This window comes from Microbacterium sp. NPDC064584 (assembly GCF_040687315.1).
GTDB classification, from domain to species: Bacteria; Actinomycetota; Actinomycetes; order Actinomycetales; family Microbacteriaceae; genus Microbacterium; species Microbacterium lacus.
Map to the genome: position 1 here is coordinate 34,245 of NZ_JBFBMZ010000008.1, position 26,779 is coordinate 61,023.

General features: G+C 70.8%; 26 protein-coding genes and 1 tRNA gene. 10 read left to right on the forward strand and 17 right to left on the reverse strand.

Translation table 11 applies throughout. The annotated features are described in order from the left end of the window. Positions 1–11: 11 nt before the first annotated feature. From AB0P18_RS12050 to AB0P18_RS12075, 6 genes are all read right to left on the reverse strand, one after another. Positions 12–3,446, reverse strand: a complete 3,435-nt coding sequence (locus AB0P18_RS12050) for an error-prone DNA polymerase (RefSeq protein WP_363360228.1) — start codon at positions 3,444–3,446, stop codon at positions 12–14. Continuing rightward, positions 3,446–5,062: a DNA polymerase Y family protein gene (locus tag AB0P18_RS12055; protein ID WP_363360229.1), complete on the reverse strand. Its 1,617-nt coding sequence runs from the start codon at positions 5,060–5,062 to the stop codon at positions 3,446–3,448. Before AB0P18_RS12055 ends, AB0P18_RS12050 begins: the two co-directional genes overlap by 1 nt. A gap of 1 nt (position 5,063) precedes the next feature. Continuing rightward, entirely contained in the window at positions 5,064–5,777 is a 714-nt protein-coding gene (locus AB0P18_RS12060; protein WP_363360230.1) for a hypothetical protein, read from the reverse strand. A 227-nt stretch (positions 5,778–6,004) separates the two neighbouring features. Beyond that, positions 6,005–6,502 (reverse strand): HNH endonuclease, encoded by a 498-nt coding sequence (locus AB0P18_RS12065; protein WP_344055036.1) that lies wholly within the window; start codon positions 6,500–6,502, stop codon positions 6,005–6,007. A gap of 249 nt (positions 6,503–6,751) precedes the next feature. Continuing rightward, positions 6,752–7,648, reverse strand: coding sequence for a M23 family metallopeptidase (locus AB0P18_RS12070; RefSeq protein ID WP_363360233.1), 897 nt, complete (start codon positions 7,646–7,648; stop codon positions 6,752–6,754). A gap of 210 nt (positions 7,649–7,858) precedes the next feature. Next, complete coding sequence (locus tag AB0P18_RS12075) at positions 7,859–8,560, reverse strand: metal-dependent transcriptional regulator (protein ID WP_344055040.1); 702 nt, start codon at positions 8,558–8,560, stop codon at positions 7,859–7,861. 119 nt (positions 8,561–8,679) lie between these two features. Between AB0P18_RS12075 and serC the strand changes: the two genes are divergently transcribed. Continuing rightward, positions 8,680–9,792, forward strand: coding sequence for a phosphoserine transaminase (serC, locus tag AB0P18_RS12080; protein WP_363360235.1), 1,113 nt, complete (start codon positions 8,680–8,682; stop codon positions 9,790–9,792). 30 nt (positions 9,793–9,822) lie between these two features. On the opposite strand, the gene AB0P18_RS12085 is transcribed toward serC, so the two are convergent. Beyond that, the gene (locus AB0P18_RS12085; RefSeq protein WP_363360236.1) at positions 9,823–10,476 is read right to left on the reverse strand and encodes a DUF3027 domain-containing protein; all 654 of its coding nucleotides are present in this window, start codon (positions 10,474–10,476) and stop codon (positions 9,823–9,825) included. Continuing rightward, on the reverse strand, positions 10,460–10,843 hold the full coding sequence (locus tag AB0P18_RS12090; protein WP_344055046.1) for a cold shock domain-containing protein: 384 nt from the start codon (positions 10,841–10,843) through the stop codon (positions 10,460–10,462). The genes AB0P18_RS12085 and AB0P18_RS12090 overlap by 17 nt, the downstream gene beginning before the upstream one ends. Before the next feature lie 112 nt (positions 10,844–10,955). Here AB0P18_RS12090 and AB0P18_RS12095 point away from each other — a divergent pair, with 112 nt between their 5' ends. From AB0P18_RS12095 to AB0P18_RS12105, 3 genes are read left to right on the forward strand one after another with little or no spacing between them, the layout of a single operon-like run. Then, positions 10,956–11,225 carry a multidrug ABC transporter ATPase gene (locus tag AB0P18_RS12095; RefSeq protein ID WP_344055047.1) on the forward strand — a complete coding sequence of 90 codons (270 nt, stop codon included), beginning with the start codon at positions 10,956–10,958 and terminating at the stop codon, positions 11,223–11,225. Beyond that, complete coding sequence (locus AB0P18_RS12100) at positions 11,225–12,952, forward strand: helicase-associated domain-containing protein (RefSeq protein ID WP_363360238.1); 1,728 nt, start codon at positions 11,225–11,227, stop codon at positions 12,950–12,952. The genes AB0P18_RS12095 and AB0P18_RS12100 overlap by 1 nt, the downstream gene beginning before the upstream one ends. Before the next feature lie 30 nt (positions 12,953–12,982). Continuing rightward, positions 12,983–14,623: a DNA repair helicase XPB gene (locus AB0P18_RS12105; protein ID WP_363360239.1), complete on the forward strand. Its 1,641-nt coding sequence runs from the start codon at positions 12,983–12,985 to the stop codon at positions 14,621–14,623. 120 nt (positions 14,624–14,743) lie between these two features. Here the strand turns inward: AB0P18_RS12105 and AB0P18_RS12110 are convergent, their stop codons facing one another. Continuing rightward, positions 14,744–15,748 (reverse strand): type II CAAX endopeptidase family protein, encoded by a 1,005-nt coding sequence (locus AB0P18_RS12110; RefSeq protein ID WP_363360240.1) that lies wholly within the window; start codon positions 15,746–15,748, stop codon positions 14,744–14,746. A 97-nt stretch (positions 15,749–15,845) separates the two neighbouring features. On the opposite strand from AB0P18_RS12110, the gene AB0P18_RS12115 reads away from it, so the two are divergent. The 3 genes from AB0P18_RS12115 to AB0P18_RS12125 all read left to right on the forward strand — a co-directional run bounded on the left by AB0P18_RS12115 (position 15,846) and on the right by AB0P18_RS12125 (position 18,739). Further along, on the forward strand, positions 15,846–16,538 hold the full coding sequence (locus AB0P18_RS12115) for a response regulator transcription factor (protein ID WP_344055054.1): 693 nt from the start codon (positions 15,846–15,848) through the stop codon (positions 16,536–16,538). Between the two features lie 181 nt (positions 16,539–16,719). Beyond that, complete coding sequence (locus AB0P18_RS12120) at positions 16,720–18,336, forward strand: ATP-binding protein (protein WP_363360242.1); 1,617 nt, start codon at positions 16,720–16,722, stop codon at positions 18,334–18,336. A 115-nt stretch (positions 18,337–18,451) separates the two neighbouring features. Next, complete coding sequence (locus AB0P18_RS12125; RefSeq protein WP_363360243.1) at positions 18,452–18,739, forward strand: WXG100 family type VII secretion target; 288 nt, start codon at positions 18,452–18,454, stop codon at positions 18,737–18,739. 60 nt (positions 18,740–18,799) lie between these two features. Here the strand turns inward: AB0P18_RS12125 and groL are convergent, their stop codons facing one another. The 5 genes from groL to AB0P18_RS12150 form a co-directional block, all read right to left on the reverse strand. Next, a complete protein-coding gene (groL, locus tag AB0P18_RS12130) occupies positions 18,800–20,419 on the reverse strand; it encodes a chaperonin GroEL (protein WP_344055060.1) in 1,620 nt (539 codons plus the stop codon). A gap of 113 nt (positions 20,420–20,532) precedes the next feature. Next, positions 20,533–20,736 (reverse strand): cold-shock protein, encoded by a 204-nt coding sequence (locus AB0P18_RS12135; RefSeq protein WP_179433900.1) that lies wholly within the window; start codon positions 20,734–20,736, stop codon positions 20,533–20,535. A gap of 133 nt (positions 20,737–20,869) precedes the next feature. Beyond that, on the reverse strand, positions 20,870–21,445 hold the full coding sequence (locus AB0P18_RS12140; RefSeq protein WP_344055064.1) for a LytR C-terminal domain-containing protein: 576 nt from the start codon (positions 21,443–21,445) through the stop codon (positions 20,870–20,872). Positions 21,446–21,502: 57 nt separating this feature from the next. After that, a complete protein-coding gene (locus AB0P18_RS12145) occupies positions 21,503–21,754 on the reverse strand; it encodes a DUF3263 domain-containing protein (RefSeq protein ID WP_344055066.1) in 252 nt (83 codons plus the stop codon). A gap of 57 nt (positions 21,755–21,811) precedes the next feature. Then, positions 21,812–22,798 (reverse strand): DUF2332 domain-containing protein, encoded by a 987-nt coding sequence (locus tag AB0P18_RS12150; RefSeq protein WP_363360244.1) that lies wholly within the window; start codon positions 22,796–22,798, stop codon positions 21,812–21,814. A 110-nt stretch (positions 22,799–22,908) separates the two neighbouring features. Here AB0P18_RS12150 and msrB point away from each other — a divergent pair, with 110 nt between their 5' ends. Both msrB and AB0P18_RS12160 read left to right on the forward strand, forming a co-directional pair. Then, positions 22,909–23,316: a peptide-methionine (R)-S-oxide reductase MsrB gene (msrB, locus tag AB0P18_RS12155; protein ID WP_344055070.1), complete on the forward strand. Its 408-nt coding sequence runs from the start codon at positions 22,909–22,911 to the stop codon at positions 23,314–23,316. Next, entirely contained in the window at positions 23,313–23,891 is a 579-nt protein-coding gene (locus AB0P18_RS12160; protein WP_363360245.1) for a nitroreductase family protein, read from the forward strand. The genes msrB and AB0P18_RS12160 overlap by 4 nt, the downstream gene beginning before the upstream one ends. Here AB0P18_RS12160 and AB0P18_RS12165 read toward each other — a convergent pair. Next, entirely contained in the window at positions 23,881–24,834 is a 954-nt protein-coding gene (locus tag AB0P18_RS12165; protein ID WP_363360246.1) for a DMT family transporter, read from the reverse strand. The genes AB0P18_RS12160 and AB0P18_RS12165 overlap by 11 nt on opposite strands. A 74-nt stretch (positions 24,835–24,908) precedes the next feature. Between AB0P18_RS12165 and AB0P18_RS12170 the strand changes: the two genes are divergently transcribed. Beyond that, positions 24,909–25,568 (forward strand): hypothetical protein, encoded by a 660-nt coding sequence (locus tag AB0P18_RS12170; protein ID WP_363360247.1) that lies wholly within the window; start codon positions 24,909–24,911, stop codon positions 25,566–25,568. A gap of 96 nt (positions 25,569–25,664) precedes the next feature. On the opposite strand, the gene AB0P18_RS12175 is transcribed toward AB0P18_RS12170, so the two are convergent. Together AB0P18_RS12175 and AB0P18_RS12180 are read right to left on the reverse strand one after the other, a co-directional pair. Then, positions 25,665–25,740: transfer RNA gene (locus AB0P18_RS12175), tRNA-Thr, on the reverse strand. A gap of 40 nt (positions 25,741–25,780) precedes the next feature. Next, positions 25,781–26,755, reverse strand: a complete 975-nt coding sequence (locus AB0P18_RS12180; RefSeq protein WP_344055079.1) for a thioredoxin domain-containing protein — start codon at positions 26,753–26,755, stop codon at positions 25,781–25,783. Between the last annotated feature and the right edge of the window lie 24 nt (positions 26,756–26,779).

Genomic DNA, 26,779 nt, shown 5'->3' on the forward strand with positions numbered 1-26,779 from the left:
GAGGCTACGCCTCATCGGAAGTCCCGGGACCGGTGCCCGACCTCCACCTGCAGGTCTTCGAACCGGTCCGCCACGAGGTTGGTCACTCCCTCGACCGATCGCTCCAGCATCCCCCGCACGATCAGCCCCGGCGCGTCCCGCACGACCCGCCGGTACAGGTTCCACACCCCCACCGAGCAGACGACGTTGACCAGGCCGTGTTCGTCTTCGAGGTTGATGAACGTGATTCCGGATGCCGTCGCCGGCCGTTGCCGGTGCGTCACCAGCCCCGCCACCTCGACCCTCCGCCCGGGTTCGTGGGTGCGCAGCTCGCGGGAGGTGAGCACCCCCCGCGCGTCCAGTGCCGCCCGGAAGTGCGTGAGCGGATGGTCGTCGGTGGAGATCCCGGTCGCCCACAGATCGCTCGCGAGCCGCTCGTAGCTCGTGGGATCCGTGAACAGCGGCGGCTGCACGAACGCGAGCGAATCGGGGAGGAACTCGGCCCGGTCCTGCGCGGCGGACCCCGCGAGCCAGATCGCCTCACGTCGGCTGATGCCGAGGCACTCGAACGCCCCGGCGGTCGCGAGGGACTCCAGCTGCGCCTCGGTGACGCCGGTGCGCCGCACCAGATCCCGGAGGTCGCGGTACGGCCCCGCGCTCTCGCGCTCGGCGACGATGCGCTCGGCGACCGCGGACCCGATGCCCTTGACCGCCGCGAGCCCGAGTCGCACCGCGAACCGCCCGTCCCGCCGGTGCGCTGCGGATTCGTCGGGCTCGGTGGCGTCGAACACCCCGACCGGCGGCTGGATCCGGTGCGTGCACTCCTCCCGCCCGGTGGGCGGGAGGATCCGGTGCGTGCCCTCTTTCCGCCCGGTCGGCGGCAGGTGATCCGTGTCCACCGGCTCCACCACCGGCTCCGCCCCCGAGCGCAGCAGATCGGGGCGCCGCACCTGCACCCCGTGCCGCCGGGCATCGGCGGTCAGGGTCGCCGGGGAGTAGAAGCCCATCGGCTGCGCGCGCAGGAGTCCCGCGAGGAACGCGGCCGGGTAGTGCAGCTTGATCCACGACGAGGCGTAGACGAGCAGCCCGAACGACAGCGAGTGCGACTCGGCGAAACCGAAGTTCGCGAATGCCTGGATGCGCGCGTAGATGTCGTCCGCAGCCTGGCCCACCAGGCCGTTGCGCGCCATCCCGGCGTACAGCTTCTCGCGCAGCGACTCGATCTTCTCCACGCCGCGCTTGGATCCCATCGCGCGCCGCAGGAGATCGGCATCCTCCCCGGTGCATTCGCCGACGGCCATCGCCATCTGCATGAGCTGCTCTTGGAAGATCGGGATGCCGAGCGTGCGCTCCAGCACGGGCTCGAGCTTCGGGTGGGCGTAGGTGATCGGCTCGTGGCCGAGCTTGCGGCGGACGAACGGGTGCACCGCACCGCCCTGGATCGGGCCGGGACGGATGAGAGCGATCTCGATCACGAGGTCGTAGAACCGCCTCGGCTGCAGGCGCGGCAGCAGCCCCATCTGCGCGCGGGACTCGACCTGGAACACCCCGATCGAATCGGCGCGGCACAGCATGTCGAAGACGGCCTTCTCTTCTTTCGGGATCGTGGAGAGCTCCCACTCCTCACCGGTGGCGGCGCGGATCATGTCGAAGCAGTACTGCAGCGCCGCGAGCATGCCGAGCCCGAGGAGGTCGAACTTCACCAGTCCCATCCAGGCCGCGTCGTCCTTGTCCCACTGGATGACCGTGCGGTCCTCCATGCGCGCGTGCTCGATCGGAACCACCTCGCCGACGGGCCGGTCGGTGAGCACCATGCCGCCGGAGTGGATGCCGAGATGGCGCGGGGCTTTCAGCAGCTCGGCGGCGTATTCGATCACCTGGTCGGGGATGTCGTGATCGGGTCCGCTCTCCAGCGTCGCCCCCCATCGCTCCACCTGCTTCGACCAGGCGTCCTGCTGCCCGGGCGAGTGCCCGAGCGCCTTGGCCATGTCGCGGACGGCGTTCTTCGGCCGGTACTGGATCACGTTCGCGACCTGCGCCGCCCGCTCGCGCCCGTACTGCCCGTACACCCACTGGATGATCTCCTCGCGCCGGTCGGAGTCGAAGTCCACGTCGATGTCGGGCTCCTCATCGCGCAGCGACGAGAGGAACCGCTCGAACGGCAACTGGTAGGCGATCGAGTCGACCGCGGTGATGTCCAGCAGGTAGCAGACGGCGCTGTTGGCCGCCGACCCCCTCCCCTGGCACAGGATGCCGCGCCGCCGCGCCTCCTGGACGATCCCGTACACGATGAGGAAGTACCCCGGAAAGTCCTTCACCTCGATGACCGCGAGCTCCTTCTCGATCCGCTCCCGGTTCTCCGCCGACAGATCGGGGTACTTCCGCGGCACCGCCTCCCACACGATGTGCCGCAACCACGACATCGGCGTATGCCCGTCGGGGACCTTCTGCTTCGGAAGCGCGGGTTTCGCGCGCCGGAGCGGGAACGCGAGCTCGTCGGCGAGCGTCACGGTGCGGGAGACCGCGCCCGGATACCGCGCGAAGCGCGCCGCCATCTCCGCCCCCGAGCGCAAGTGCGCCCCCGCGTGCGCGGGGAGCCACCCGTCGAGTTCGTCGAGCCCCCGGTTCGCCCGCACCGCGGCCACCGCCGCGGCGAGCTGCGCGCGCTCGGGGACGGCGTAGTGCACGTTGTTGCTCGCGAGGACCGGCAGTCCGCGCTCGGCGGCCAGACCCGCCAGCACGTCGTTGTGTCGCGTGTCGAGCGGATTGCCGTGGTCGATCAGCTCGACGTGCACGGCATCCGGCCCGAACAGGTCGACCAGGCGATCCAGAGCGGATGCCGCGGCCCCGGCCCCGCCGTCGGCGAGCGCCCGGCGCACGGCCCCCTTGCGGCACCCGGTCAGGATCGCCCAGTCTCCGCCCGCCTGCTCGGCGAGTTCCTCCAGGTCGTAGAGCGGCTTGCCCTTCTCGGCCCCCTGAAGCTGCGCGTGGGTGAGCGCCGCGGCGAGCCGGTGATAGCCATCCTCGCCGCGGGCGAGGACGAGCAGGTGCGCACCGGCGGGGTCGGGCTCGCCCTTCTGCGGTTTGGGCAACTCGAGGGACAGTTCGGCACCGAAGACGGTCTTCAGCTGCAGCGCCTCGGCGGCCTCGGCGAAGCGCACGATGCCGTAGAACCCGTCGTGATCGGTGATCGCGAGTGCGTGCAGCCCCAGCCGCTCAGCCTCTTCGGCGAGCTCCTCCGGCGAGGACGCGCCGTCCAGGAACGAGAACGACGAGTGCACGTGCAGTTCGGCGTAGGGGACGGCCTGCGCCGGACGCTCGATGGGCGGCGCTTCGTATTTGCCTCGCTTGCGCGACCAGGCGGGGCTGTCCCCGCCGTCGGCACCGGCCGGGGCGGACGGCGCGCGCCGGTCGCTCAGCAGCCGTTCCATCTCGGACCACGGGACGGACGGGTTGTTGAAGCCCATCAGTCGTACCGCCCCTCGGCGAACCACTCCCCGCGCTCGCAGACGAGGAGCCACGCGACGTCGTCGGCGTCGACGACCTGGAACCGGTGCGCGCGACGTGTGCGCGCGGCATCCCATCCCCGCTCGATCACGGGCCAGGGTCCCGCCCACCCGCGGATCGCCCGCGCCCGGGAAGCACCCGCACCGGCACCGGCACCGGCACCGGCACCGGCACCGACAGGACCGTGCAGCATCGTCGGCGCCGCCGTCAGCGCGTCCCGGTCACCGACCGCGACGGCATCCCCGTCGGCGTCGACGACCTCGACCGCGAGGCGCTCCGGAAACACCGTGCTCGGCAGCGGATCGGGCAGGCTCCCGGGCCACGGCTGCTCGCGCGCGGCTGCCACGACCCGCCGATCCCCCCACGCGACCAGCACCTGCCGCTCGGCGAGCCAGCGCCCGCCGCCGATCGCCGGGGTGAGCACTCCGCGATGGCCGAGCATCGCCTGCACCCGCGAGAGCGCATGGTGCACGCGTTCGTCGGTGCCGGCTCCGAAGATCGCCGGGGCGTGGTGGGATGCCGCATCCACCGCCTCCGGAGAGATCCGCACCCGGGTCACCCCGCTCTTGAGCACGCGGGTCTGAGCCCCCTCGGCCAGCTGCCACCGCACGCGGTCGACGATCGCGGCGGGATCGAATGAGCCCGGATGCAGCCACACCCGCTCGCTGCGCTCCCCCCGGTCGCCGATCATCTCGACCCGGAGTTCGGTGCAGACCAGGTCGAGCGCTCCGAGCCCGGCGATGAACTCCTCCGCGGCGATGCGCATGCCGAACGCGACCTGCTCGGCGATCTCGAGCGGCGGTTCGAACGCGACCTCGCGGTGCAGCTCGGGCGGAGGGACCCGCGGCAGCACCGGCTGGGAATCGCGGCCGCCGGCCAGCGCATGCAGCCGCACCCCACCGGGACCGAACCGCTCGCGCACGCGGTCGCGGTCGAGCGCGGCGAACGCGCCGAGCGTGTGCACGCCGAGGCGGGCGAGGAGGTCGGGATCCAGCCCGCCCCCGCCGCTCTCGTCGGCGAGCGCGGTGACCGGCAGCGGGGCGAGGAAGCCGGCGGCCCCGCCCATGGGGACGACGAAGACCGGCGCGGCGGGACTCGTGCCGATGCGCGCGGCGTGCTCGGCGGTGAAAGGCCCGTCGGCGACACCGGCGCGCACATCGAACAGGTCGAGTTCGGCCAGGACCCCCCGCAGCACGGTCGCCGCCTCGGCTTCGCCGCCGTAGTAGCGCGCGGGTCCTCGTGCGCGCAGCGCACACAGCCCCGGTCGCAGGATCTGCACCCCCGGCGCGTGCTCCTCGATGCGGGCGACCACCGGCGCGAACGTGCGCTGGTCGCGGGCGGGATCGGCGGCGACGACGCGCAGACCCGGACAGCGCGCCTGCGCATCGCGGCGACGCTGACCGCGGCGCACCCCCTCGGCGCGGGCGGATGCCGAGCACGCCACCACGGTGTTGTGGGCGAACACCGCCACGGGCTGCTCGCCGGGATCGGCGATCGCCGCCTCCCGCACGAGAGCGGTGACCGGCCAGTCCGGCATCCACAGCACGAGGCTGCGCACGGGCGCCTCCGCGTGCATGTCAGCCCACCGCCCTGATCGGCGCGATCGTCTCGTGCGGTCGCAGCCCCGGCTGCAGGGCGATGACCTGCCCGTCGGTGCCGGGGAGCAGCATCCGCTGTCGTCGCGTGGTCGGCCAGCGCCTGCTGCGCGCGGTGACGGTGACCTCACGCGCCGAGACGTACCCGTGCCCCTGACCGAGCCCGCTCCAGCGCGGCTCGCTCAGCTCGAGGCTCGCCTCCACCTGCGGCCACGGACCCTGCACGAGCAGCACGGCCCCGCGATCACGGAGTCGCGCGGCCAGACGCGAGATGTCCTTGTCGGTCGCGCGGGAGGACGGCCGCACCGCCACCACCGAGAGGACTTCGGCCACGGTCGAGGCCACCGCGAGCCACCGCGGTCCCGGCTCGGGGATCATCACGAGTCGCTCGAGGTCGACGCCGGCGTGCTCGGCCGCCTCGGCGCCGAGTTCGGGCATGCCGACCACGCCGCACCAGCTGCCCGTCTGCGACGGCTGGGACAGCAGAGCCAGCAGGAGCGAAGACGACGAGGCGATCGAGTACGCGGCTCCGGGGCGCAGCCCGCCGCCGGGCAGCAGCGACGCGAACGCCGGATGCGTCGGCAGCGGCGGCACCTCCATCGACCGGCCCTGGACCCGCTCGATCTGGGCGCGCAGGCGGTGCACCTCGCCCCGGGGATCCCGGGGTGCATCGACTTCTCGCACAGCCGCCCTCACTCCCACAGGCTAGAACAGATGTTCTATACCGTCAACGACAGGAGCGACGCTACGACCGCCCTCCGACATCGAAAAGGGGTGTATTCAGGCAGGATGTTCGATTCTCGATACACGACCCGTGGATGCCGAGGAGATCGCGGTTTCGGAGGTCCCGGCATCCCGAACCGCACTCCGCGACCTCGATCCCCTCCGAATCCGCGGCGGCGAGGACCGCCGCGGTGCGCGACCTACGCGGCGAGCGCGAGATACGGCTCCCAGCACGGATCGGTGCGCTCGGTGCCGCGCACGGTCCACTGCACGCCGCGCGGCGGCCGGGGCAGGACCCGCAGCTCCCAGTGCATCTCCTGCGGCGTGCGGTCGCCCTTGACGTTGTTGCAGCGCAGGCAGCACGCGACCAGGTTCTCCCACGAATCCGCTCCCCCGCGCGAGCGCGGCAGGATGTGGTCGATCGTGGACGCGGCCTTGCCGCAGTACCCGCATCGGTGGGCGTCGCGCCGCAGAACTCCGCGCCGGGTGACCGGGATGTGTCGACTCCCCGGTACCCGCACGTACTTGGTCAGCAGGATCACCGCCGGGCGTTCGTACGCCCCGCGCGCCCCCCACACCGGATCATCGTCCACCCTCTCGACGACGACGGCCTTCTCGTTCATCACGAGCACGATGGCCCGCTTGAACGACACGACGGCGAGCGGCTCGTAGCCCGCATTGAGCACCAGAGTGCGCATTCCTCATCCTCTCGAACGGCCGGGACGGCTTCCCGGGATTCGACCACCGACGATTCGAGGGTGCGCAGGGGCATGAAAAAAGGCGCTGTCCTATGGACAGCGCCTTGGCGCCACGGCAGAGCCGCGGCATCCACTCGTGCAATGCCGAAGGACGAGACGTCCAAGCGCATCCATGGTTCGGATGCGAGGTGTGCGATCCATCGGCTTCCCTCCGCTTCTCTGAGCGTCGGGTTTCAGGCTAACGCACGCTCAGCCCGCGTTGGCCTGCAGCCACGCCCAGGGGTCGACGACCGAGCCGTTGATGTGGACTTCGAAGTGCAGGTGGCACGCGGTCGAACTGCCCGTGCTGCCCACGAATCCGATGAGCTGACCGGGCGAGACGGACTGGCCGGCCGAAACCTGGCGGCTGCCGTACGTCATGTGCCCGTACAGAGAATTCACCGACTGTCCACCGATCACGTGGTCGATCGACACGGCGACGCCGTACCCGCCGTAGCTCTCCTGGGAGACACTGACGACACCGGCGGCGGTCGCGTAGATCGGCTCACCGCACGAGGCGAGCAGGTCGACGCCCTGGTGGTATCCGGAATCCCAGAGGCCGCGGCCGAGGGTGAAGTTCAGGATCGGCCAGCGCACTTCGCCGCTGCCGGGAGAGACGAGGGCGATGTTGACGGGGACGCTGTACCCGGAGGATGCCGTGGAGGCGGCCAGTCGCGCGCGCTCGGCGGCGGCGGCCGCAGCGGCCTCCTCGTCCTTCTTCTTCTGGATCTCTTCGGCCGTCGTGGCGGAGTAGCTCGAGCGGCTCAGCTCCTCGGCCGACGAGTCGGACGCGACGACCAGGGACTGAGCGTCGTTCTGGGCGACCTGCTGGAGGGTCTGCGTCTCGGCGGTCGGACGCCAGGCCCCGTACGCCGGAAGGGCGACGGTGGCGACGAGTCCGCCGACCATCGCGAGGATCGCGAGGCTGCGGACCGGGTGGTTCTTGCCCTTCGCGGGACGCGGCGCAGCCGGAGCGGCCTTCTGCGGGCCAGCCGCGCTGGTGCGCCCGAACCGAGCGCGCACCGAGGCGCTGCTCTTGCCGCGGGCACGGCGGGTGACACTGTTCTCGTCGCTCTGGGGGGCAGGCGATTCGATCTCTTCAGCCAAAAGTTCCTCCGGCGCCTCTGCGCCGTGGCGCTGGCTCGTCAGCATTCGATGTCGGGGCACGATATGCGGGCGTGAACCAACCGGACGACGAGCCGGGGAGGCAATCCGGGTGGCGTCCGACGGCGGGCTTCTCGCCTGTGGACTCCCCCACGCTACCTGAAGGTAACGAATATGTCACGTTGCGCGCCTGGCAGATGCCTGGGCGCGGGGCTAGCGACGGTCGTCGACGAGGAAGATGTGCGAGGCGACCTCGACCGGCAGCTCGAGTCCTTCGGCGTTCCCGTCCATCTGCACCAGGACGTAGCCCTCGCTGTAGCGGTACTCGCCCGATGCGCCGGGAACGACGCCCGCCGCCTTGAGCTGCTGCAGCAGTTCGGGGTCGACCTGCACGGGCTCGGCCAGGCGGCGCACGGTGCCGGTGATAGGTCCGCCCTCGGCATTCAGCCGGCGAACGAGCCCCACGACGTCCTGCTCGAAGCCGTTCGCGGGCAGGTCGCCGAGCTGAGCCAGACCCGGGATCGGGTTGCCGTACGGCGACTCCGTGGGATGTCCGAGCAGCTCGACGAGGCGGCGCTCGACCTGCTCGCTCATGACGTGCTCCCACCGGCATGCCTCTTCATGCACGTACGCCCAGTCCAGTCCGATCACGTCGGAGAGGAGGCGCTCCGCGAGGCGGTGCTTGCGCATCACATCGACCGCCTTGCTGCGACCGGCGTCGGTGAGCTCGAGCGTGCGGTCGTCCGAGACGACCACGAGGCCGTCGCGCTCCATCCGCCCGACCGTCTGCGACACCGTGGGACCGGAGTGGCCGAGACGCTCGGAGATGCGCGCACGCAGCGGCGTGATCGCCTCCTCCTCGAGCTCGAGGATCGTGCGCAGATACATCTCTGTCGTGTCGATCAGGTCGGTCATCATGCCTCGCAGACGCGGAAATCGGTGCAAGGACAGCCTATCCAATCCTCCCGACGGGCCCTCCCGGGGTGGGCGTCACAGGGATGAGAGGCCACGGGTCCCGCCCATAGAATCGTGGGATGCCGCACCTGCAGATTCCGAGTGACCTCCTGCCCGCTGACGGACGCTTCGGATGCGGCCCCTCGAAGGTGCGCCCCGCTCAGCTCGAGGCCCTCTCGACGCGCGGAGCGACGCTGCTCGGCACGTCCCACCGCCAGGCGCCGGTGAAGAACCTCGTCGGCGACGTGCGCTCCCGACTTGCCGAGCTCTTCGGCGCCCCCGAGGGGTACGAGGTCATCGTCGGCAACGGCGGGTCGACCGCGTTCTGGGATGCCGCCGCCTTCGGCCTCATCCAGAACCGCAGTCAGAACCTCGTGTTCGGTGAGTTCGGCGGCAAGTTCGCGGCAGCCGCGAAGGCTCCGTGGCTGCAGACCCCGGACGTGCGGAACGTGCCTGCAGGCACCCGCACGGTCGCCGAACCCGTCGAGGGCATCGACGTCTACGCCTGGCCGCATAACGAGACGTCGACCGGCGTCTCCGCGCCGATCGCGCGCGTCACCGCAGACGAGGGCGCACTGACCGTCATCGACGCGACGAGCGCCGCGGGCGGCATCGACTTCGCGGCCGCCGAGGCGGACGTCTACTACTTCGCGCCGCAGAAGAACCTCGGTTCGGACGGCGGTCTGTGGTTCGCCCTGGTCTCGCCCGCCGCGATCGACCGGATCGAGAGGATCGCGGCATCCGATCGGTACATCCCCGAGTTCCTGAGCCTGAAGAACGCACTGGACAACTCGCGCCTGAACCAGACGCTGAACACCCCGGCGCTCACCACACTGCTGCTGCTGGACGAGCAGCTGCAGTGGATCCTCGACAGCGGCGGCCTGGCGTGGGCGGATGCGCGCACGCGGGAGTCCTCCGGAGTCCTGTACGCGTGGGCGGAGGCGTCCGAGGTCGCGACCCCGTTCGTGGCGGATCCGGCCGACCGCTCCCCCGTCGTCGTCACGATCGACTTCGACGACACGGTCGACGCGGCGGAGATCGCCAAGACCCTGCGCGCGAACGGCATCGTCGACACGGAGCCCTACCGCAAGCTCGGCCGCAACCAGCTGCGGGTGGCGACGTTCGTCTCGATCGAGCCGGACGACGTGCGTCAGCTGGTCCGGAGCATCGACTTCACGCTCGCGCACCGCTGAGCCGACGTCTCGGTCACGCGCCGAGACGGATCAGCGGTCGGTATCGGACTCGTCGGTGTCGGACGCGTCGGCGTCGGACGCGTCAGCATCGGCGTCCTCGTCCGCGTCGTCGGAGAGCACGTCGATGTCCACGCCGTCCACGTCGCCCGAGTGCAGGATCGGCGACGCGTCCTCGTCGAAGTCCGCCGCGTCCAGGTCATCGACGTCGTCGAGTTCGTCCTCGAGCTCTTCGTCGTCCTCGAGCTCGTCCGTCGCCAGCCCTTCGGCCGCGAGCGCGGCCTGCGCCGCTTGATACTCCGCGAGCCGCTCGGCCCACGGCAGCCAGTCCGGCGCGGTGAGCGCACCTTCGCCCGGCATGAGCTCCGCCTCGAGCACCGTCGGGGCGGACTCTTCGACCTGCGCGAGGCTCACGGTCCAGAACCATCCGGGATACCCGGGCATGCGGTTGCCGAACCGCACGGTGAGCACGCCCTCGGCATCCGTCGACGAGTCGACGTACTCGCCGACCGTCGCCGCCGGGGTGATCTCGTGCAGCGCGGCGAGCGCGAGCTCGCGCGCAACGGTCTCGTCGATCGGCGTCACGGCAGCCGCAGCAGCGTCCGCCGCGGCAGCGTCCGCCGCGGGGATCTCGGCGCCCTCAGCGGTGAGATCGGTGGAGGAGGCGTCCTCAGGCGTCGAAGTCATCGGCGACCTTGCGCAGCACCGCGGCGACCTTCTTGCCGTGCGAGGAGCTCGGGTAGCGGCCGCGGCGGAGGTCTCCGCCGATGCCGTCGAGCAGCTTCACGAGGTCTTCCACGATGATCGCCATGTCGTCCGCGGGCTTGCGCTGCGCCTTGGACAGGCTCGGGGGCGCCTCGAGCACGCGAACGGACAGCGCCTGCAGCCCGCGCTTGCCGTCGGCGACGCCGAACTCCAGCCGCGTGCCCGCCTTCGGTGCGGGGGATCCTGCGGGAAGGGCGGTGGCGTGCAGGAAGACATCCTGACCGTCATCTCCGGCGATGAAGCCGAAACCCTTCTCCTCGTCGTAGAACCTGACCTTGCCGGTGGGCATGGAAACCTCGCTGTGTCGTGCGCCACGGATGCCGGGCACGGGGGAACACGGGACCGATCGATCCCGATCCACCAGCCTACGCCACGCCCGCCGGACGGATAAGCTGGGGCGGATGAGCACACGCACCCCCGGCGACGACGTCCCGGTCCGCCGCCTGGACCGGATCCTCGCCTTCATGTCGCTGGGACTCGCGGTCGTCTCGATCGGGTGCTTCTTCGCCATCATCATCGCCCGCCCGCTCGGGGTGACCGACTTCACGGTCGGCGCGTGGCCGATCGTCGCCGTGCTGCCGATCATCGCCCTGCCGATCGCGTTCCTGATGATCCTGGCGCTGCTGATCATGACGTTCCTGCGAAGGGCACGCGCCAACCGCGGAGAGTAATGGTCTCCGACGAGCGGGCACTGGCCGGGCGACTCGCCTCGGCCGACGATGACGCCCTGGCGCGCGTCTTCGAAGCCCGCGGCGTCGCCCCGACCGCACCCTGGCACGATTTCTTCGACGCCGCGGCCGCACTTCTGGATCCGGCATCCGTCGAACGCGCCCTCGTGCGCCTCCCGCGCAACGCTCTCGTCCCCCTGAAGGCCGCGCTCGAGGGGGATCCCCTCTCGGATGCCGACCGTGCGGCCCTGCGGCCGCTCGCTCTCGTCGATGACGCCGGCGCGCCGTTCACCGCCGTCGCCGTGCAGCTGGACGCGGTCGCGGCCGCCCATCCCGGTGCGTTCGTCCTCTCACCCGCGGAGGGCGCGCCGGTCGCCTCCGAGACCGACACCGCCGCGGCCGCCGAACGCGCGTTCGCCACGGTCGGCTCCCTCGCCGACATCCTGGTCGCCGGCCTGCACAGCCCCCTCGCACGCACCGGCACAGGATCGGTGAGCGCCGTCGAGAGACGCCGACTCACGGATGCCGGCGCCCTCGGCGAGACGGACGACGTCGACGACCTGATCGTCGCTGCCGGTTCCGCGGGTCTCGTGACCGCGGTCGGACGCGAATGGGTCGTCACGGCGGAGGGCGGCGCGTGGCTGGAGACCACGACCGCCGAACGCTGGGCGCAAGTCGTCGAAGGATTCCGCGGCGCCCTGCCGACCGGACTGCGGACCGCGGACGGCGGGTTCCTGCCCGCCGCGCAGTGGGCGCACGCGTATCCCCTGAACCCCGAGTGGCCCGAGCAGGCCGAGCGGCTGCTCCGGATCGCCGAAGCGTGGGGGCTCCTCACCCCCGCGGACAGCGAGCCGGCGTGGACGGCGGCGTTGCGCGCCGGGGAGCCCGCGTCGCCGGCCGACCTCGCCGCGCATCTGCCTGCCGAGATCGACCGGGTCTACCTTCAGGCCGATCTCACCGCGATCGCCCCGGGTCCGCTCGCGCCGGCGCTGGACCTGCGGCTGCGCACGATCGCGGCGCGCGAATCGCGCGCGCAGGCCTCCACGTACCGCTTCAGCACCGAATCCCTGGGTGCCGGGATGACCGAGGGTGAAAGCGCGGAGTCGATCCGCTCGTTCCTGCGCGGACTCTCGCTGACCGGCATCCCGCAGCCCCTGGACTACCTGATCGACAGCACCGCCGCCCGCCACGGGCTCGTGCGCATCCGCGCCGCGGCGGGCCGGACCCGGCTCGAAGCCGCGGATCCGGCGCTGCGCGAGACGATCCTGGTCGACCAGGCGCTGCGCCCCCTCGGCTTCCTCCGCGACGGCGACGAACTCGTGACGCGCGTCGAGCGCGACGCGGTGTACTGGGCGCTCGCCGAGGGTCGCTATCCGGTGGTGGCCCTGGACGACGCCGGCGAGCCGGTGTCGCTGCGCCGCCGCGGACGCGCGGCCGATCGCGGCGACGACACCGACCCTCGGCAGGCGTACGCGCGCCTGATCGGGGCGCTGCGCGAGGGTCAGGAGACCGACTCCGACGCCGCCTGGCTCGGGCGCGAACTCGAGCAGGCCGTGCGGGCGAAGTCCGTGATCGTCGTGGTCGTGCGGATGCCGGACGGGTCGGCCCGGTCGCTCACGCTCGAGGCCTCCGGTCTCGGCGGCGGACGCCTGCGGGGTCTGGACCGCGCTGCGGACGTCGAACGCACCCTGCCCGTCTCGAGCATCGTGAGCGTCCGGTCCGCCTCCTGACCGCACGCACGGCCGGTAGGCTTGATCCTTATGGCTGACGGTCCTCTCATCGTGCAGAGCGACCGGACTGTGCTGCTGGAAGTAGCGCATCCGGACGCGGAGACCGCGCGCCACGAGCTCGCGATCTTCGCCGAGCTCGAGCGCGCGCCCGAGCACATCCACACGTATCGGATCACCCGGCTCGGCCTGTGGAACGCCCGCGCCGCGGGACACGACGCGGAGGACATGCTGGGGACGCTCGATCGCTGGTCGCGCTTCCCGGTGCCGCCGTCGGTGTCGATCGACATCCGCGAGACCGTGGGCAGATACGGCCGGCTCATCATCGAGCGCAACCCCGAGGGCGAGCTGCTGCTGACGGCGACCGACACGGCGGTGCTCGCCGAGGTGTCGCGCAACAAGCGGATCCAGCCGCTGCTAGTGGGGCACCCGACGCCGAATTCGTTCGTGATCGACGCGTGGGCGCGCGGACACATCAAGCAGGAGCTGCTGAAGATCGGCTGGCCGGCGGAGGACCTCGCCGGCTACACACCCGGCACGCCACATCCGATCGACCTCGCCGAGGACGGCTGGACCCTGCGCCCGTACCAGCGCAAAGCGGTCGACATCTTCACCGACGGCGGCTCCGGCGTCGTCGTCCTCCCCTGCGGCGCCGGGAAGACGCTCGTGGGCGCGGCGGCGATGGCCGACACCAAGACGACCACGCTCATCCTCGTCACGAACACCGTGAGCGCGCGGCAGTGGCGCGACGAGCTCCTCAAGCGCACGACGCTCACCCCGGAGGAGATCGGCGAGTACTCCGGCCAGGTCAAGGAGGTCAAGCCCGTTACGATCGCGACGTACCAGATCCTCACCGCGAAGCGCGGGGGGCAGTACGCGCACCTCGCCCTGCTCGATGCGCTGGACTGGGGGCTGATCGTCTACGACGAGGTGCACCTGCTGCCCGCACCCGTGTTCAAGCTCACCGCCGACCTGCAGGCCCGCCGCCGGCTCGGGCTCACCGCCACCCTCGTGCGCGAGGACGGCCGCGAAGGCGACGTGTTCAGCCTGATCGGCCCCAAGCGGTTCGACGCGCCCTGGAAGGAGATCGAGGCGCAGGGCTTCATCTCCCCCGCCGCGTGCTACGAGGTCCGCGTCGACCTTCCCGCCGATGACCGACTCGAGTACGCCGCCGCCGCGGACGAGGAGCGCTACCGCCTCGCCGCGACCGCGCACGCGAAGATCGACGTGGTGCGCCAGCTCGTGAAGAGGCACGAGGGCGAGCGGATCCTCGTGATCGGGCAGTACCTCGACCAGATCGACATCCTCGCCCAGGCCCTGGACGCCCCGCAGATCACCGGTGCGACTCCGGTGGACGAGCGCGAGGAGCTGTACCAGGCGTTCCGGGTCGGTGAGATCTCGCTGCTCGTGGTGTCGAAGGTCGCGAACTTCTCGATCGACCTCCCCGAGGCATCGGTCGCGATCCAGGTCTCGGGATCCTTCGGCTCCCGGCAGGAGGAGGCGCAGCGCCTCGGCCGGCTCCTGCGGCCCAAGGAGTCCGGTCACACCGCGAGCTTCTACACCCTGATCGCCCGTGACACGGTGGATCAGGACTTCGCGCAGAACCGCCAGCGATTCCTCGCCGAGCAGGGCTACAGCTACACGATCCTCGACGCCGACGCCATCGCCGCCTGATTCCCGCACCGCCGAGCGCACGGCTTCGCACCCACTGCACGGGGTGTTCACGCGCAGCACCCGTGCACTGGGCGCGAGGTCGTGCACTCAGTTGAGGCCGAGGCGGGACCGGGTCCGGGCTCAGCCCTGGACCGCGGGCTCGGGATCGCGCAGCACGAGCACACGGGGCAGCCGCGTACGGCGCATGAGCACCTCCACCCCCGCGACGTAGACCCCCACGAGCAGCGCCGACCAGATGAAGCTCACCACGCCCGGCGAGGACGCATTGACGTCGCTGAGCCCGGCGAGCGCCATCGCGAACGCCAGCAGATTGTTCACGACATGCACGGCGATCGCCGCCTCCAGCCCGCCCGTGCGCCACGTGAGCCATCCCGCGGCGACCGCGAACACGGCGACACCGGCCTGCCCGAGCGGGTCGTACAGGTGCCCGAGGACGAACAGCGGCACGGGCAGGAGGATCGCGAACAGAGGATGCCGCAGCCAGCGGCCGAGGGACTGCTGCAGGTATCCGCGGAAGACGTACTCCTCTGCAGCGGCCTGCACCGGCACGACGAGGAGGATCACCAGCAGGGTAGTCAGGAGCCACGGGTTCTGCGCGGGCTCGAGCACCTCACCCGCCTGGGCGGACGGATCCGGCGGAAGCAGCAGCGAGACCCCGGTGAGCACGACCGCCGTCGCGACGGCGAGTGCGCCGCAGCGCAGCATCCACTTCCACCGCAGCCGCCCCGCCGCGGAGGAGATGAGCCCGGTCCGCGGACCGTTGACGATGAGCGAGGCCAGCACGTAGGCGGGCAGCATGAGGGCGATCGACCCGAGCAGCACGGCGACCTGCAGCGGATCGGCCAGGTCGAACCGCGCCCCCGCCGTCGCGAGCCGATCAGCCAAGCCCGTATCGATTACGGCCATCACGATCACGACGACCAGGACCGCCCCGATCATCACGGCATACAGGCCGAGACCGAGCAGACCCACGACGAGCGGAGTCCACCACCCGGACCGTCGGCGGGCGAACACCAGCCGATGGAAGGCCAGCCCGCCCGTGCGGGCGTCGGGCGGCAGCACCGGCTCACGCGCGGGCGCGGGCGGAGGTGCGGGCGCGGGCGGAGGGGCGGCGTCGAAAGTCACCCCTCATGATCTCTCGATGAGGGCTGCGTGGTCTCCCGATCGGGGCGCTCCGCGCGATATCCAGGCGACGCATCGATTACCTCGCCATAATGAGGGCATGACTGCACCGCGCATCCTCGTCGTCGACGACGAGCCGAACATCCGCGACCTGCTCATCACGAGCCTGAGGTTCGCCGGGTTCCAGGTCAGGGCCGTCTCCAACGGCGCACAGACGATCTCGGCCGTCCTCGAGGAGGAGCCCGACCTCATCATCCTCGACGTCATGCTGCCCGACATGAACGGGTTCAGCGTGACCAAGCGGCTCCGGGGCGCCGGCTACACCGCGCCGATCCTCTTCCTCACCGCGAAGGACGAGACCGAAGACAAGATCGCCGGCCTGAACGCCGGCGGCGACGACTACGTCACGAAGCCCTTCAGCCTCGACGAGATCGTCGCGCGCATCCAGGCGATCCTGCGCCGCACGATGCAGGCCGACGAGGAGTCCGTCATCCGCGCGGGCGAGCTCACGATGGACCAGGACACGCACGACGTCGTCGTCGGCGACGCCTCGATCGACCTCAGCCCCACGGAGTTCAAGCTCCTGCGCTACCTCATGCTCAACCCCAACCGCGTGCTGTCCAAGGCGCAGATCCTCGATCACGTGTGGGAGTACGACTTCAACGGGGACGCCGGCATCGTGGAGAGCTACATCTCCTACCTCCGCCGCAAGATCGACCCGCACTCGTCCGAACCGCTCATCCAGACCAAGCGCGGCTTCGGCTACATGCTCAAGGCCGGCAAGACCGCCTGACGCGGTCCCGAACCGAGGGACCGACACTCTGTACGACAAGCGCCAGAAGAAGACGGATGCGGTCACCCGATGGTGGCGCGGCATCAGCCTGCGCGCGAAGGTCACGAGCGTCACCGTCATCCTGCTCGCCGTCGGCCTGATCGCCGCCGGGTTCGGCACGGCGTACTTCCTGCGCAACACCTTGATCGCCAACGTCGAGACCCAGCTCGTCGCGCTCGCCCGCACCGATGTCGCGGCGACGCTCGTCGACTTCTCGCTCGAGGATGGCGCACTCCAGACCACGCGCATCGAGGGCGCCCCCACCACCGACTACCGCGTCGCGATCTACGGCCCCGCGGAGGGTCCCCTCATCGGCACCGCCGGTGGCCGGGGCGTGGATCCGGTCTACCCGAGCACGTTCCCCCTCGAGCAGGCGCAAGTCGAGCAGCTCCAGCCCTTCTCGTTGTACTCCGAGGACGGCGAGTACGAGTTCCGCGCCACGGTCGCCCCGCAGGAGCTGCAGGGTGCCGGCATCCTCTACACGCAGCTCGTCGCGCTGCCGCTCGCCTCGACGTACCAGGTCGTCGCGCAGTACATCGGCATCTACACGATCCTCGCCGTCATCATCCTGATCGCGAGCGCCTTCCTCACGCGCTGGCTCGTGACCCTCACGTTCCGCAGTCTCGGCCAGGTCGAATCGACCGCGACCGCGATCTCGGCGGGCGATTTCAGTCAGCGGCTGACCGACATCGAGCCCATGACCACCGAGGTCGGCCGGCTGAAATCGGCGATCAACACCATGCTCGGGCGAGTGGATGCCGCGCTCTCGCAGCGCGACGCGTCGGTGCGCCAGATGCGGAGGTTCATCGGCGACGCGAGCCACGAGCTGCGCACGCCTCTCGTGACGGTCCGCGGTTACGCGGAGCTGTACCGGATGGGGGCGATCTCGGGAGATGAGGACGTCGCGCAGGCGATGGAGCGCATCGAGAAGGAAGCGATGCGCATGGGCGTGCTCGTCGAGGACCTCCTCGCGCTCGCGCGTCTGGACGAACGCCGTGATGTCGTCATCGCGCCCGTGGATCTTCGGCCGATCGCCCGGGATGCCGCGCTCGACGTCCGTGCGACCTCCCCGCTTCGTCAGGTCGTCGTCATCGACACGACGTCCGGACCCGCCGCTCCCCCGCCCTCGACCGACGATCCCGCGCCCACCGCTCCGACGAAGACGAAGCGCCGGCCCGCGCCGGCGACCGCCGCGATCCCCCGCGTCGCGGCAAACCCGCTCTCGCTCCTCCGCCGCCGCCCGCGCCCGGGCGTCGGTGCGCTGGAACAGGTCGACGAGTCCGCGCTCCCGGTCGAGACCGTGCCGGTCACCGTGGTCGCACGGCCCGCCCCGATCGTGCTGGGCGATGAGAACCGCATCCGCCAGGTCGTCACGAACCTCCTCGGCAACGCTCGCCGCTTCACGGCGGAGGACTCGCCGATCGACCTGCGTGTGGGCGTGGACACCGAGGCCGGGATGGGCTGGATCGAGGTCGCCGACCACGGCGAGGGCATCCCCGAGCAGATCCGCGACAAGATCTTCCAGCGGTTCTGGCGCGCCGACACCTCCCGCGCCCGCGAGACCGGTGGCGCCGGCCTCGGGCTCTCGATCGTCGCGTCGATCGTCGAAGCGCTGCACGGCACGGTGTCCGTCGAGGAGACGCCGGGCGGCGGAGCGACCTTCCACGTCGCCTTCCCGCTCGCCGCGCCCCGGGATGCCGCCGAGCACCTGCTGATCGAGACGCAGCCGCTCGAGCGACTCGTGCTGCCGGCGGACTGATCCACTCCTCCCCAGCCAGGCCTGCGCCCCGACGACTGCACAGTCCGCCCGTGGGACAGCGGCAAGAGCTGCCGGCATCCGTACGGTGGAGAACCCGACCCACGAAGGAGCTCTCATGGCCGTCTACTCCGTCGACAGCGACGCGGTCCTCGCCACCACCACCGCCGTGCGCGGCACGATCGATCGGCTGCAGTCCGAGACGCAGGCGATGCTCAATCAGCTGACGCAGCTGCAGGGCTCGTGGACCGGCACCGCCGCCGTCGCTTTCCAGGGTGTCGTCGACCAGTGGCGGGCGACGCAGCGGCAGGTCGAGGATTCGCTCGCCGGCATCAACACGGCCCTCGCCGCTGCGGGTCGGCAGTATGCGGATGCCGAGCAGGCGACCACGAGCCTGTTCCGCTGACCTCCCCCCGGACGCAGAACAGCCCCTCCCGAAGGAGGGGCTGTTCTGTGGAAGAAGGACTCAGAAGTCCATGCCACCCGTGGGGTCGCCGGCGGGAGCGGCGGCCTTCTCGGGCTTGTCGGCGACGACGGCCTCCGTGGTGAGGAACAGCGCGGCGATCGACGCGGCGTTCTGCAGCGCGGAGCGCGTCACCTTGGCCGGGTCGATGATGCCCTGTGCGAACAGGTCACCGTACTCGCCCGTGGCGGCGTTCAGGCCGAAGCCGGTCTCGAGGTCCGCAACCTTGTTCGCGACGACGCCGGGCTCGAGGCCCGCGTTCAGCGCGATCTGCTTCAGCGGCGCCTCGATGGCGACCTTGACGATGTTCGCACCGGTGGCCTCGTCACCCGTCAGGTGAAGACCCTCGAACGCGACCTTGCCGGCCTGGATGAGCGCGACGCCACCACCGGGGACGATGCCCTCCTCGACGGCTGCCTTCGCGTTGCGGACGGCGTCCTCGATGCGGTGCTTGCGCTCCTTGAGCTCGACCTCGGTCGCAGCGCCGGCCTTGATGACGGCGACGCCACCGGCGAGCTTCGCGAGGCGCTCCTGCAGCTTCTCGCGGTCGTAGTCGCTGTCGGTGTTGTCGATCTCGCGGCGGATCTGGGTCACGCGACCCTCGATCTGCGCGGCGTCACCGGCACCCTCGACGATCGTGGTCTCGTCCTTGGTGATGATGACCTTGCGGGCACGGCCGAGCAGGTCGAGCGTCGCGTTCTCGAGCTTGAGGCCGACCTCCTCGGTGATGACCTGGCCACCCGTGAGGATCGCGATGTCCTGCAGCTGCGCCTTGCGACGGTCGCCGAAGCCGGGAGCCTTGACGGCGGCCGACTTGAAGATGCCGCGGATCTTGTTGAGCACGAGAGTCGCGAGCGCCTCGCCCTCGACGTCCTCGGCGATGATGACGAGCTCCTTGCCGTCCTGGATCACCTTGTCGACGATCGGCAGAAGGTCCTTGATGTTCGAGATCTTCTGGTTCGCGATCAGGATGTACGCGTCCTCGAACACGGCCTCCTGGCGCTCCGGGTCGGTGACGAAGTAGGGGTTGATGAAGCCCTTGTCGAAGCGCATGCCCTCGGTGAGCTCGAGCTCGGTGCCGAACGTCTGCGACTCCTCGACGGTGACGACGCCCTCCTTGCCGACCTTGTCGATCGCCTCGGCGATCAGGTCGCCGATCGTCGAGTCGGCGGCGGAGATGGACGCGGTCGCGGCGATCTGCTCCTTGGACTCGACCGGCTTGGCCGAGGCGAGCAGCTCGTCGGAGATGGCCTGGACGGCCTTCTCGATGCCGCGCTTGAGCGAGATGGGGTCGGCGCCGGCGGCGACGTTGCGCAGGCCCTCGCGCACGAGCGCCTGAGCCAGGACCGTGGCGGTGGTGGTGCCGTCACCCGCGACGTCGTCAGTCTTCTTGGCGACCTCCTTGACGAGCTCCGCGCCGATCTTCTCGAAGGGGTCCTCGAGCTCGATCTCCTTGGCGATGGACACGCCGTCGTTCGTGATCGTGGGGGCGCCCCACTTCTTCTCGAGGACGACGTTGCGACCGCGGGGGCCCAGTGTCACCTTGACGGCGTCAGCCAGGATGTTCAGGCCGCGCTCGAGACCACGGCGGGCCTCCTCGTCGAAAGCGATGATCTTAGCCATGTGTTTTTCGTCCCTCCCGGACGTTGCGATGTCTTTAGCACTCAGATGAGTCGAGTGCTAATCCATTCTGGCACTCGACCCCATCGAGTGCAAGCCGCGGGAGGGGCGTGGCGTCACGCGACGACGCGGACGGACTCGGCCTGCGGTCCCTTCTGACCGGAGCCGACGGTGAACTCGACCGTCTGACCTTCTTCGAGCACGCGGAAGCCGCTCATGTCGATGTTCGAGTAGTGGACGAAGACGTCCTGCCCATCGGCGACGGTGATGAAGCCGAAGCCCTTCTCGGCGTTGAACCACTTGACGGTGCCCTGGGTCATCTGAATCTCCTGTTGAAGCGCGGGAACAGGGCCATCGTATGCACGCGAATCCGCGGGAAATCGCGGGAGGAGCAACTGTTGACACGCATGCATCGAAGTGTTTACCCGCCTGAAACACCCGGCGGTCGCGCGGTCACTCCGAGGGCGTCGGAGACGGCGGATTCGAGGTTCGGTCCAGGCCGATCACGACGGCGAGCTGCTTGGCCTCGGGGTCGTCCGTGGGCTGATACACGTCGCTCTGCGCGATCTTCGCGCCGCCGATCACCTCGGCGAGCCCCGCGGCGGCGGCTTCGTCCGCCGGCAGGTAGTAGAACACCGTCGTCTCGGCGAAGTCGGTGGACCCGGCCTCTCCGGCGGACACCGTGTCCTCCGCCCAGCCGGCGCCCACCACGACGTCCTTCATCTGAGTGGCGAGACCGACCTCGGGGGTCGCGTTGAGGATGAGCACCTCATACGTCGTGTCCACGACGGGGGTGACGACCGGAAGAGGGGATGCCGTCGGCGTGGGCGTCGGGAAGAGCACGACGCGTCCGCTCACCAGCAGCGTGCCGAAGATGCCGACCGCGACCAGCACGATCGTGGCCAGGACCGCCCACAGCAGGACGACCCAGCCCCGCATCCGCGGATTCTCCGCACGATGGGCGCCGACTCGGCCCCCGTCCGCGGGAAGGTCGTCGAATCGGTCCCGCGGGAAGGTCTCTCTCGGCACCCCACGATGCTACCCGGACCGACGGGCTCGCCCCGTCCCCGCCGTGGACGTGACCGCTCAGCGCGGAGCGCCCGCCGATCGAGCGAGGCGCGCGTGCTCGCGTGCGTCCCGGATGCGCCGGAGTCTCCCGGCGAGCATCGGGTCGTGCTCCTGCGCAGCGGTCGTGTCGATCAGCCTTCCGAGCAGCTGGTAGTACCGCGCGGGCGCGAGGCCGAGTTCGGCGCGGATCGCCTCCTCTTTCGCCCCCGCGTGGGCGCGCCAGCGGGCCTCGAACTCGAGGATGGCGCGATCGCGGTCGGTCAGGGGCACGCGGCAACGCTAACCCGCCGGCGGCATCTCGCTCGGATGCCACTCCGGGCCCTCGCCTCACGTCTCGTTCGACCACACCACCCATGCCCCGAGCGGATCGACCCGGGCCAGCGCCGAACCGTCGCGACGCAGCACGAACCCGCCCGGACCGGCGGCGGCATCCACCGCGTCGACTCCGTCGAGGTGCATCGCCGGCGGGTCGATCGAGATCCACACCGCGCCGCTCGCCCGGATCGCCGAGACGAGGCGCGCACGTCCGGCGCGGTCGATGTGCGGCAGGACGCCGGGGGTGGTGATCACGAGCGTCGCATCGGCCGGTGCCCGGGCCGCGAGGTGCGCGAGCGTCGCGGGGTCTGTCGCATCCCCTCGTACGAGCAGGGCCGGGTCGGCCGCGACGACGTCGAGCGCGGCCTCGATCCGCGCCGCGCGCCCCTCCTCCCCCGGCCACACCAGACTCGTCAGGAACCGCCGGTCGGCCGGGTCGGCCGCATCGAGCGGAGTGAGATCGACACCCGCCCGCCACACGATGTCCGGCATCCGCAGGGGTGGATCGCCCGTCAGTGCGGAGCGGAGCACGACCGCGGACGGGCCGTCGGACGGGTCCAACGCCGCACCTCCGTCGTAGCGGTAGGAGTACCGGTCGGGGTACAGGCAGAGTCCGGCGCTCGCCCCGACCTCCAGGAGCGCGATCGGTCCGGACACGCCGCTGAACGCGGGGAGCAGCGCGGCGCATCGGAGCGGCTCGTTCGTCTGCAGCGAGCGGGCCGAGCATTCCGCGACGAGTTCGTCGGCATGACCCAGAACCCACTCGGCGAACGCCGCGTACCCCGCCTCCGGCGCACCGAGCATCCGGGCGACCGCGAACACGAGCGGGGGCTGGCGGTGCGTCGCGGGGATGCGCGTCAGGACGCCGGCCACCCGCTCATCGTCGGCGACGCCACCCGCCCACGCGGCGTACACCGCCGACCGGCCGGGCGCTTCGTCTCGCGCGAACCGCAGGTAGCGGTCGCGGACCTCGGCGGTGTCCGGCGCGGCGGCATCCATCCCGCCATTCTCCCCGCACGCGCGACGGAGCCGCGGAGGCACCGGTGAGGTTGAATGGATGCGGCGATGTGCACGGCGTCAGAGCGTGCATCGCGGCGAAGGAGACCGGAATGACCTACAGCGTGCAGAAGACCGACGAGCAGTGGCGTGCCGAGCTCGACGCCGACCAGTACCAGGTGCTGCGGCAGGCGGCGACCGAGCGCGCGTGGACCGGCGAACTGCTCGACGAGAGCCGCGCAGGGCTGTACACGTGCGCCGGATGCGGCGCGGAGCTCTTCCAGAGCGGCACGAAGTTCGATTCGCACTGCGGGTGGCCGAGCTTCTACGAGTCGGTGCGCCCCGAGGCGGTCGAGCTCATCGAGGACACCTCGCACGGCATGATCCGCACCGAGGTGCGGTGCGCGGCGTGCGGCTCGCACCTCGGCCACGTCTTCCCCGACGGCGTCGGCACCCCGACCGGCGACCGCTACTGCATGAACTCGATCGCCCTGTCGTTCACCCCCGAGCCCGACGCGTGACCTCGGCGCTGGAGGCGGTGCGCAACCGCCGTTCGTGGTCGAAAGTGACCGACGAGGCTCCGACGCGCGCCGAACTGCTCACGCTGCTGACCGCCGCCGGGCGCGTCGCCGATCACTCCTCGATGCGCCCGTGGCGGGTCATCGAGCTGCGCGGCAGCGATCGCGAGCGTCTCGGTCGTGCGATCAACAAGGCCGTCGGCGCGAAGGGATCCTCCTCCAAGCCGCTGCGCGCACCGCTCCTCCTCGCCGTCGTCGCGACGTACCGCAAGAGCGACAAGGTGCCGCGGTGGGAGCAGGAGGCCGTCGCGTCGGGCGTGGCGCACATGCTGAGCCTGCTGCTGGACGAAGCGGGCTGGGGCGTCATCTGGCGCACGGGTCACTACACCCGCAGCAAGCCGGTCGCGAAGCTGCACGGTCTCGGCAAGAACGAAGAGCTCCTGGGCTGGCTGTACGTCGGCGGCAAGCCGCCCAAAGCGCGCCCCGGTCGCCGCAAAGCCGTCGACGCGCGCCGGCACTTCTCGCGGCTCCCGTCCGCCAAGCGCACCGAGGCCGAGGCGACCGAGCTCAGCTCCTGAGCCGCCGCAACCGCCCCCAGGGCGCCGTCGCGACCACCACCGACAGCAGGGCCACGATCACCATCGCGAGCGCCTGCACCGGCCCCGGACTCGCCGGCGCCGGCCACACCGCGTCGAGCGCGAACGACGTGCTCAGCTGGCCGACGACCGCACCGAGACCGAGCAGCAGCACGCCGGTGCGGCTCACCAGCGCGGCCGACAGGAAGATGTAGACCACGCCGATCGCGCCGCCGGTGTACAGCCATGCTTCGCCGGGCAGCGCGCGCGGTGCCCCGACGGCACCGACGTGAATCGCCGCGGCGACAGCCAGGATGACCGTTCCGCCGGCGAAGTTCACGAACGTCGCGGTCAGGGGCGTGCCCACCCTTTGACGAAGCCGTCCGTTCGTCGCCTGCTGCCACGCGATGCCGACGCCGGTCAGGAGCGGCATGACCAGCATCCACAGGGGGATCCCGGTGAGTCCGTCGCCGATCAGGGCGATGCCGACCGCCCCGAGGGCGAGCGCGCCACCCAGCAGCCGCGGGACCGTCACCGCCACGACGCCGGCGGGTCCGTATCCGGTGCGGTCCAGCACGAGGCCGCAGATCGCCTGCCCCGCGACGACGCCGACCGTGAACAGCGACACCCCGATCAGTCCCACGGCGATGCCCTGCGTCGCGACGGTGAGGGCCCCCGCGGCGCCACCTGCCAGCATCCACCACGGAATGCCCCGCGATCGGATGCCGCGCACGAGCGCCGCGATACCCCGCCGGCCGACGGGCAGGGCGATCGAGAGCAGGATCAGGATCACGAGCCCGGATCCGAAGGAGATGACGGCCGCGACGAGGCCGTCGCCGATGCGCGCCCCGAGCTGCCCGTTCACCCTCGCCTGCAACGCGGTGAGGATGCCGACGAGCACCGCTCCGCCCAGTGCCGTCCATGCGGGCAGACGACGTTGTGGCACGGCTCCATCATGCCTCGCGCGGGCGCGGCCCCCGGCACGGCGAGCGCGTCCGAGGTCGCGGTTAGCCTGAAGGGGTGCCCACATCCGCGCGCACGCGCTCCCTTCTGACCTGGCTGCCGGCCACGATCCTCGTCGTCGTGATCGGCCTCATCGTGCTCGCGACGTTCGCGGTGCAGGGATCATGGTGGGCCGAGGACCGGCCGGCGGCGTCGACCGATCAGAAGGCGTCCGACGGCTCGAGCATGCTCACCGACGCCGGGTTCGACTACGTGAACGTCGAGGGGATCGTGCGCGTGCGCATCGGCGACGGCGCACTGCCCGCTGCAGATCTCGGGATGCCGATGGACGGGGACAAGTCGGCCGAGTTCCGCCGGCCCGTCCGCGCCGTCATGGCGGGCGGCTCGGATGTCTACGTCGTGGACGATGTGGCGGCGCTCACCGCGGTCACGCAGTCTGGCGCGCTCGCCTCGGTGACCCTGGCGCTCGACAACCCCGGCACGTGGTCGGATGCCGTCAACACGGTGCGCGCGCTCGCCCCGACCTACGGGTGGGACTCGTCGCAGATCGACGCGCTCGACGAAGGCCTGGCGGAGTACAACCGCGGGGACTCCGCCGAGCCGTTCATCGCGACCGTCGGGCCGTCGGTCGGTGGTGCCGCGGTGACCGCGACGCTCACGTTCTACCCGGGCAGCGGAGCGACACCGGTCACGCTGACCTTCGCCCCGGCGCCCTGACCCGGGCGCAGGACGTCGCCCGCGGGTGCTGCAGTTTCCTGCAGACGCGGTGATGATCGGCACAGCGCTCGCAGGAAACTGCAGCGCTCGCGCCTCTGGAGCCGACTACGGGGCTTGAACCCGTAACCCCCTAATTACAAGTTAGGTGCGCTACCAATTGCGCCAAGTCGGCAGAACCCCGAGTCTAGCGAAGCCGTGAGAGCGGCATCCGCCTACGGAGTGGGCGTCGGGGTCGCGGTCTCGCCGGGCGTCGCGGTGGGTGACGGCGTCTTGTAGTACGCGTCGCTGTCGCTCGTCAGGACGAACTGCGCGAACTCCTTGGGGTCCTGCAGCGATCCGACGTACTGCACGCCGTTCACGAACACCATCGGCGTACCGGTGAGCGTGACGTCCTTCGTCTCGGGCAGGCCCTGCAGGGCGCGCTCGGTCGCGGCCTTCGCCCACGAGGCGAACTCCTGCTTCTCGATGCACGCGCGCACGACCTTGGGCGACTGCACGCCCCGCGCCTGCGCGATGTCGGCGAGCTCGGTGTCGGTGTAGCCGTCGGCGTCCACCTCGGGCTGCTCGGTGAGGAGTGCGTTGTTGAAGGCGAAGAACGTCTCCGGCGAGTGGGTCGCCACGCACGCCGCGGCGCTGGCCGCGCGCAGCGAGTACTTCGTGCCGTTCGACTTCGCGGTCAGCATGGCGACCGGGTAGTAGGTCAGCGTCACGGCGTCGTCGGCGACCCACTTCGACAGCTGCTGCACGTTCGCCACCTGGAAGTCGTGAGAGCCGGTGGAGAGGTAGTCGACGTATACGCGGATGTCGACCGCGGGCTTCTCGGTCGGGGATGCCGTCGGAGTGGGTGACGGCGTCTCGGTCGGGAGCGCCTCGAGCGTCTGCGCCGCCGCCTCGTCGTCCACGGTGCCGGACTCGGTCGCGGATGCGACGCCGGTCACGGTGGTCACGACGAATCCGTCGTCCGTCACGTTCGTCGGACTCAGCTGCGGCTGCGAGAGAGAGGAGGAGACCACCCAGGTGACCACGACCGCCGCGACCGCGACGATGCCGACCACGACCGCGCCGATCGACGCGGTGCGGATCAGTCGCGCGCGAGACTGCTTCGCCTGAACCTGCTGCGCCTTCTCGCGGACCGCGTCACGGCGGTCCCGCTCGGCGGGCACGTTCGGGGAGTCGTCGCTGGACATGAAACCTCTCGGAGCGGACTGCGG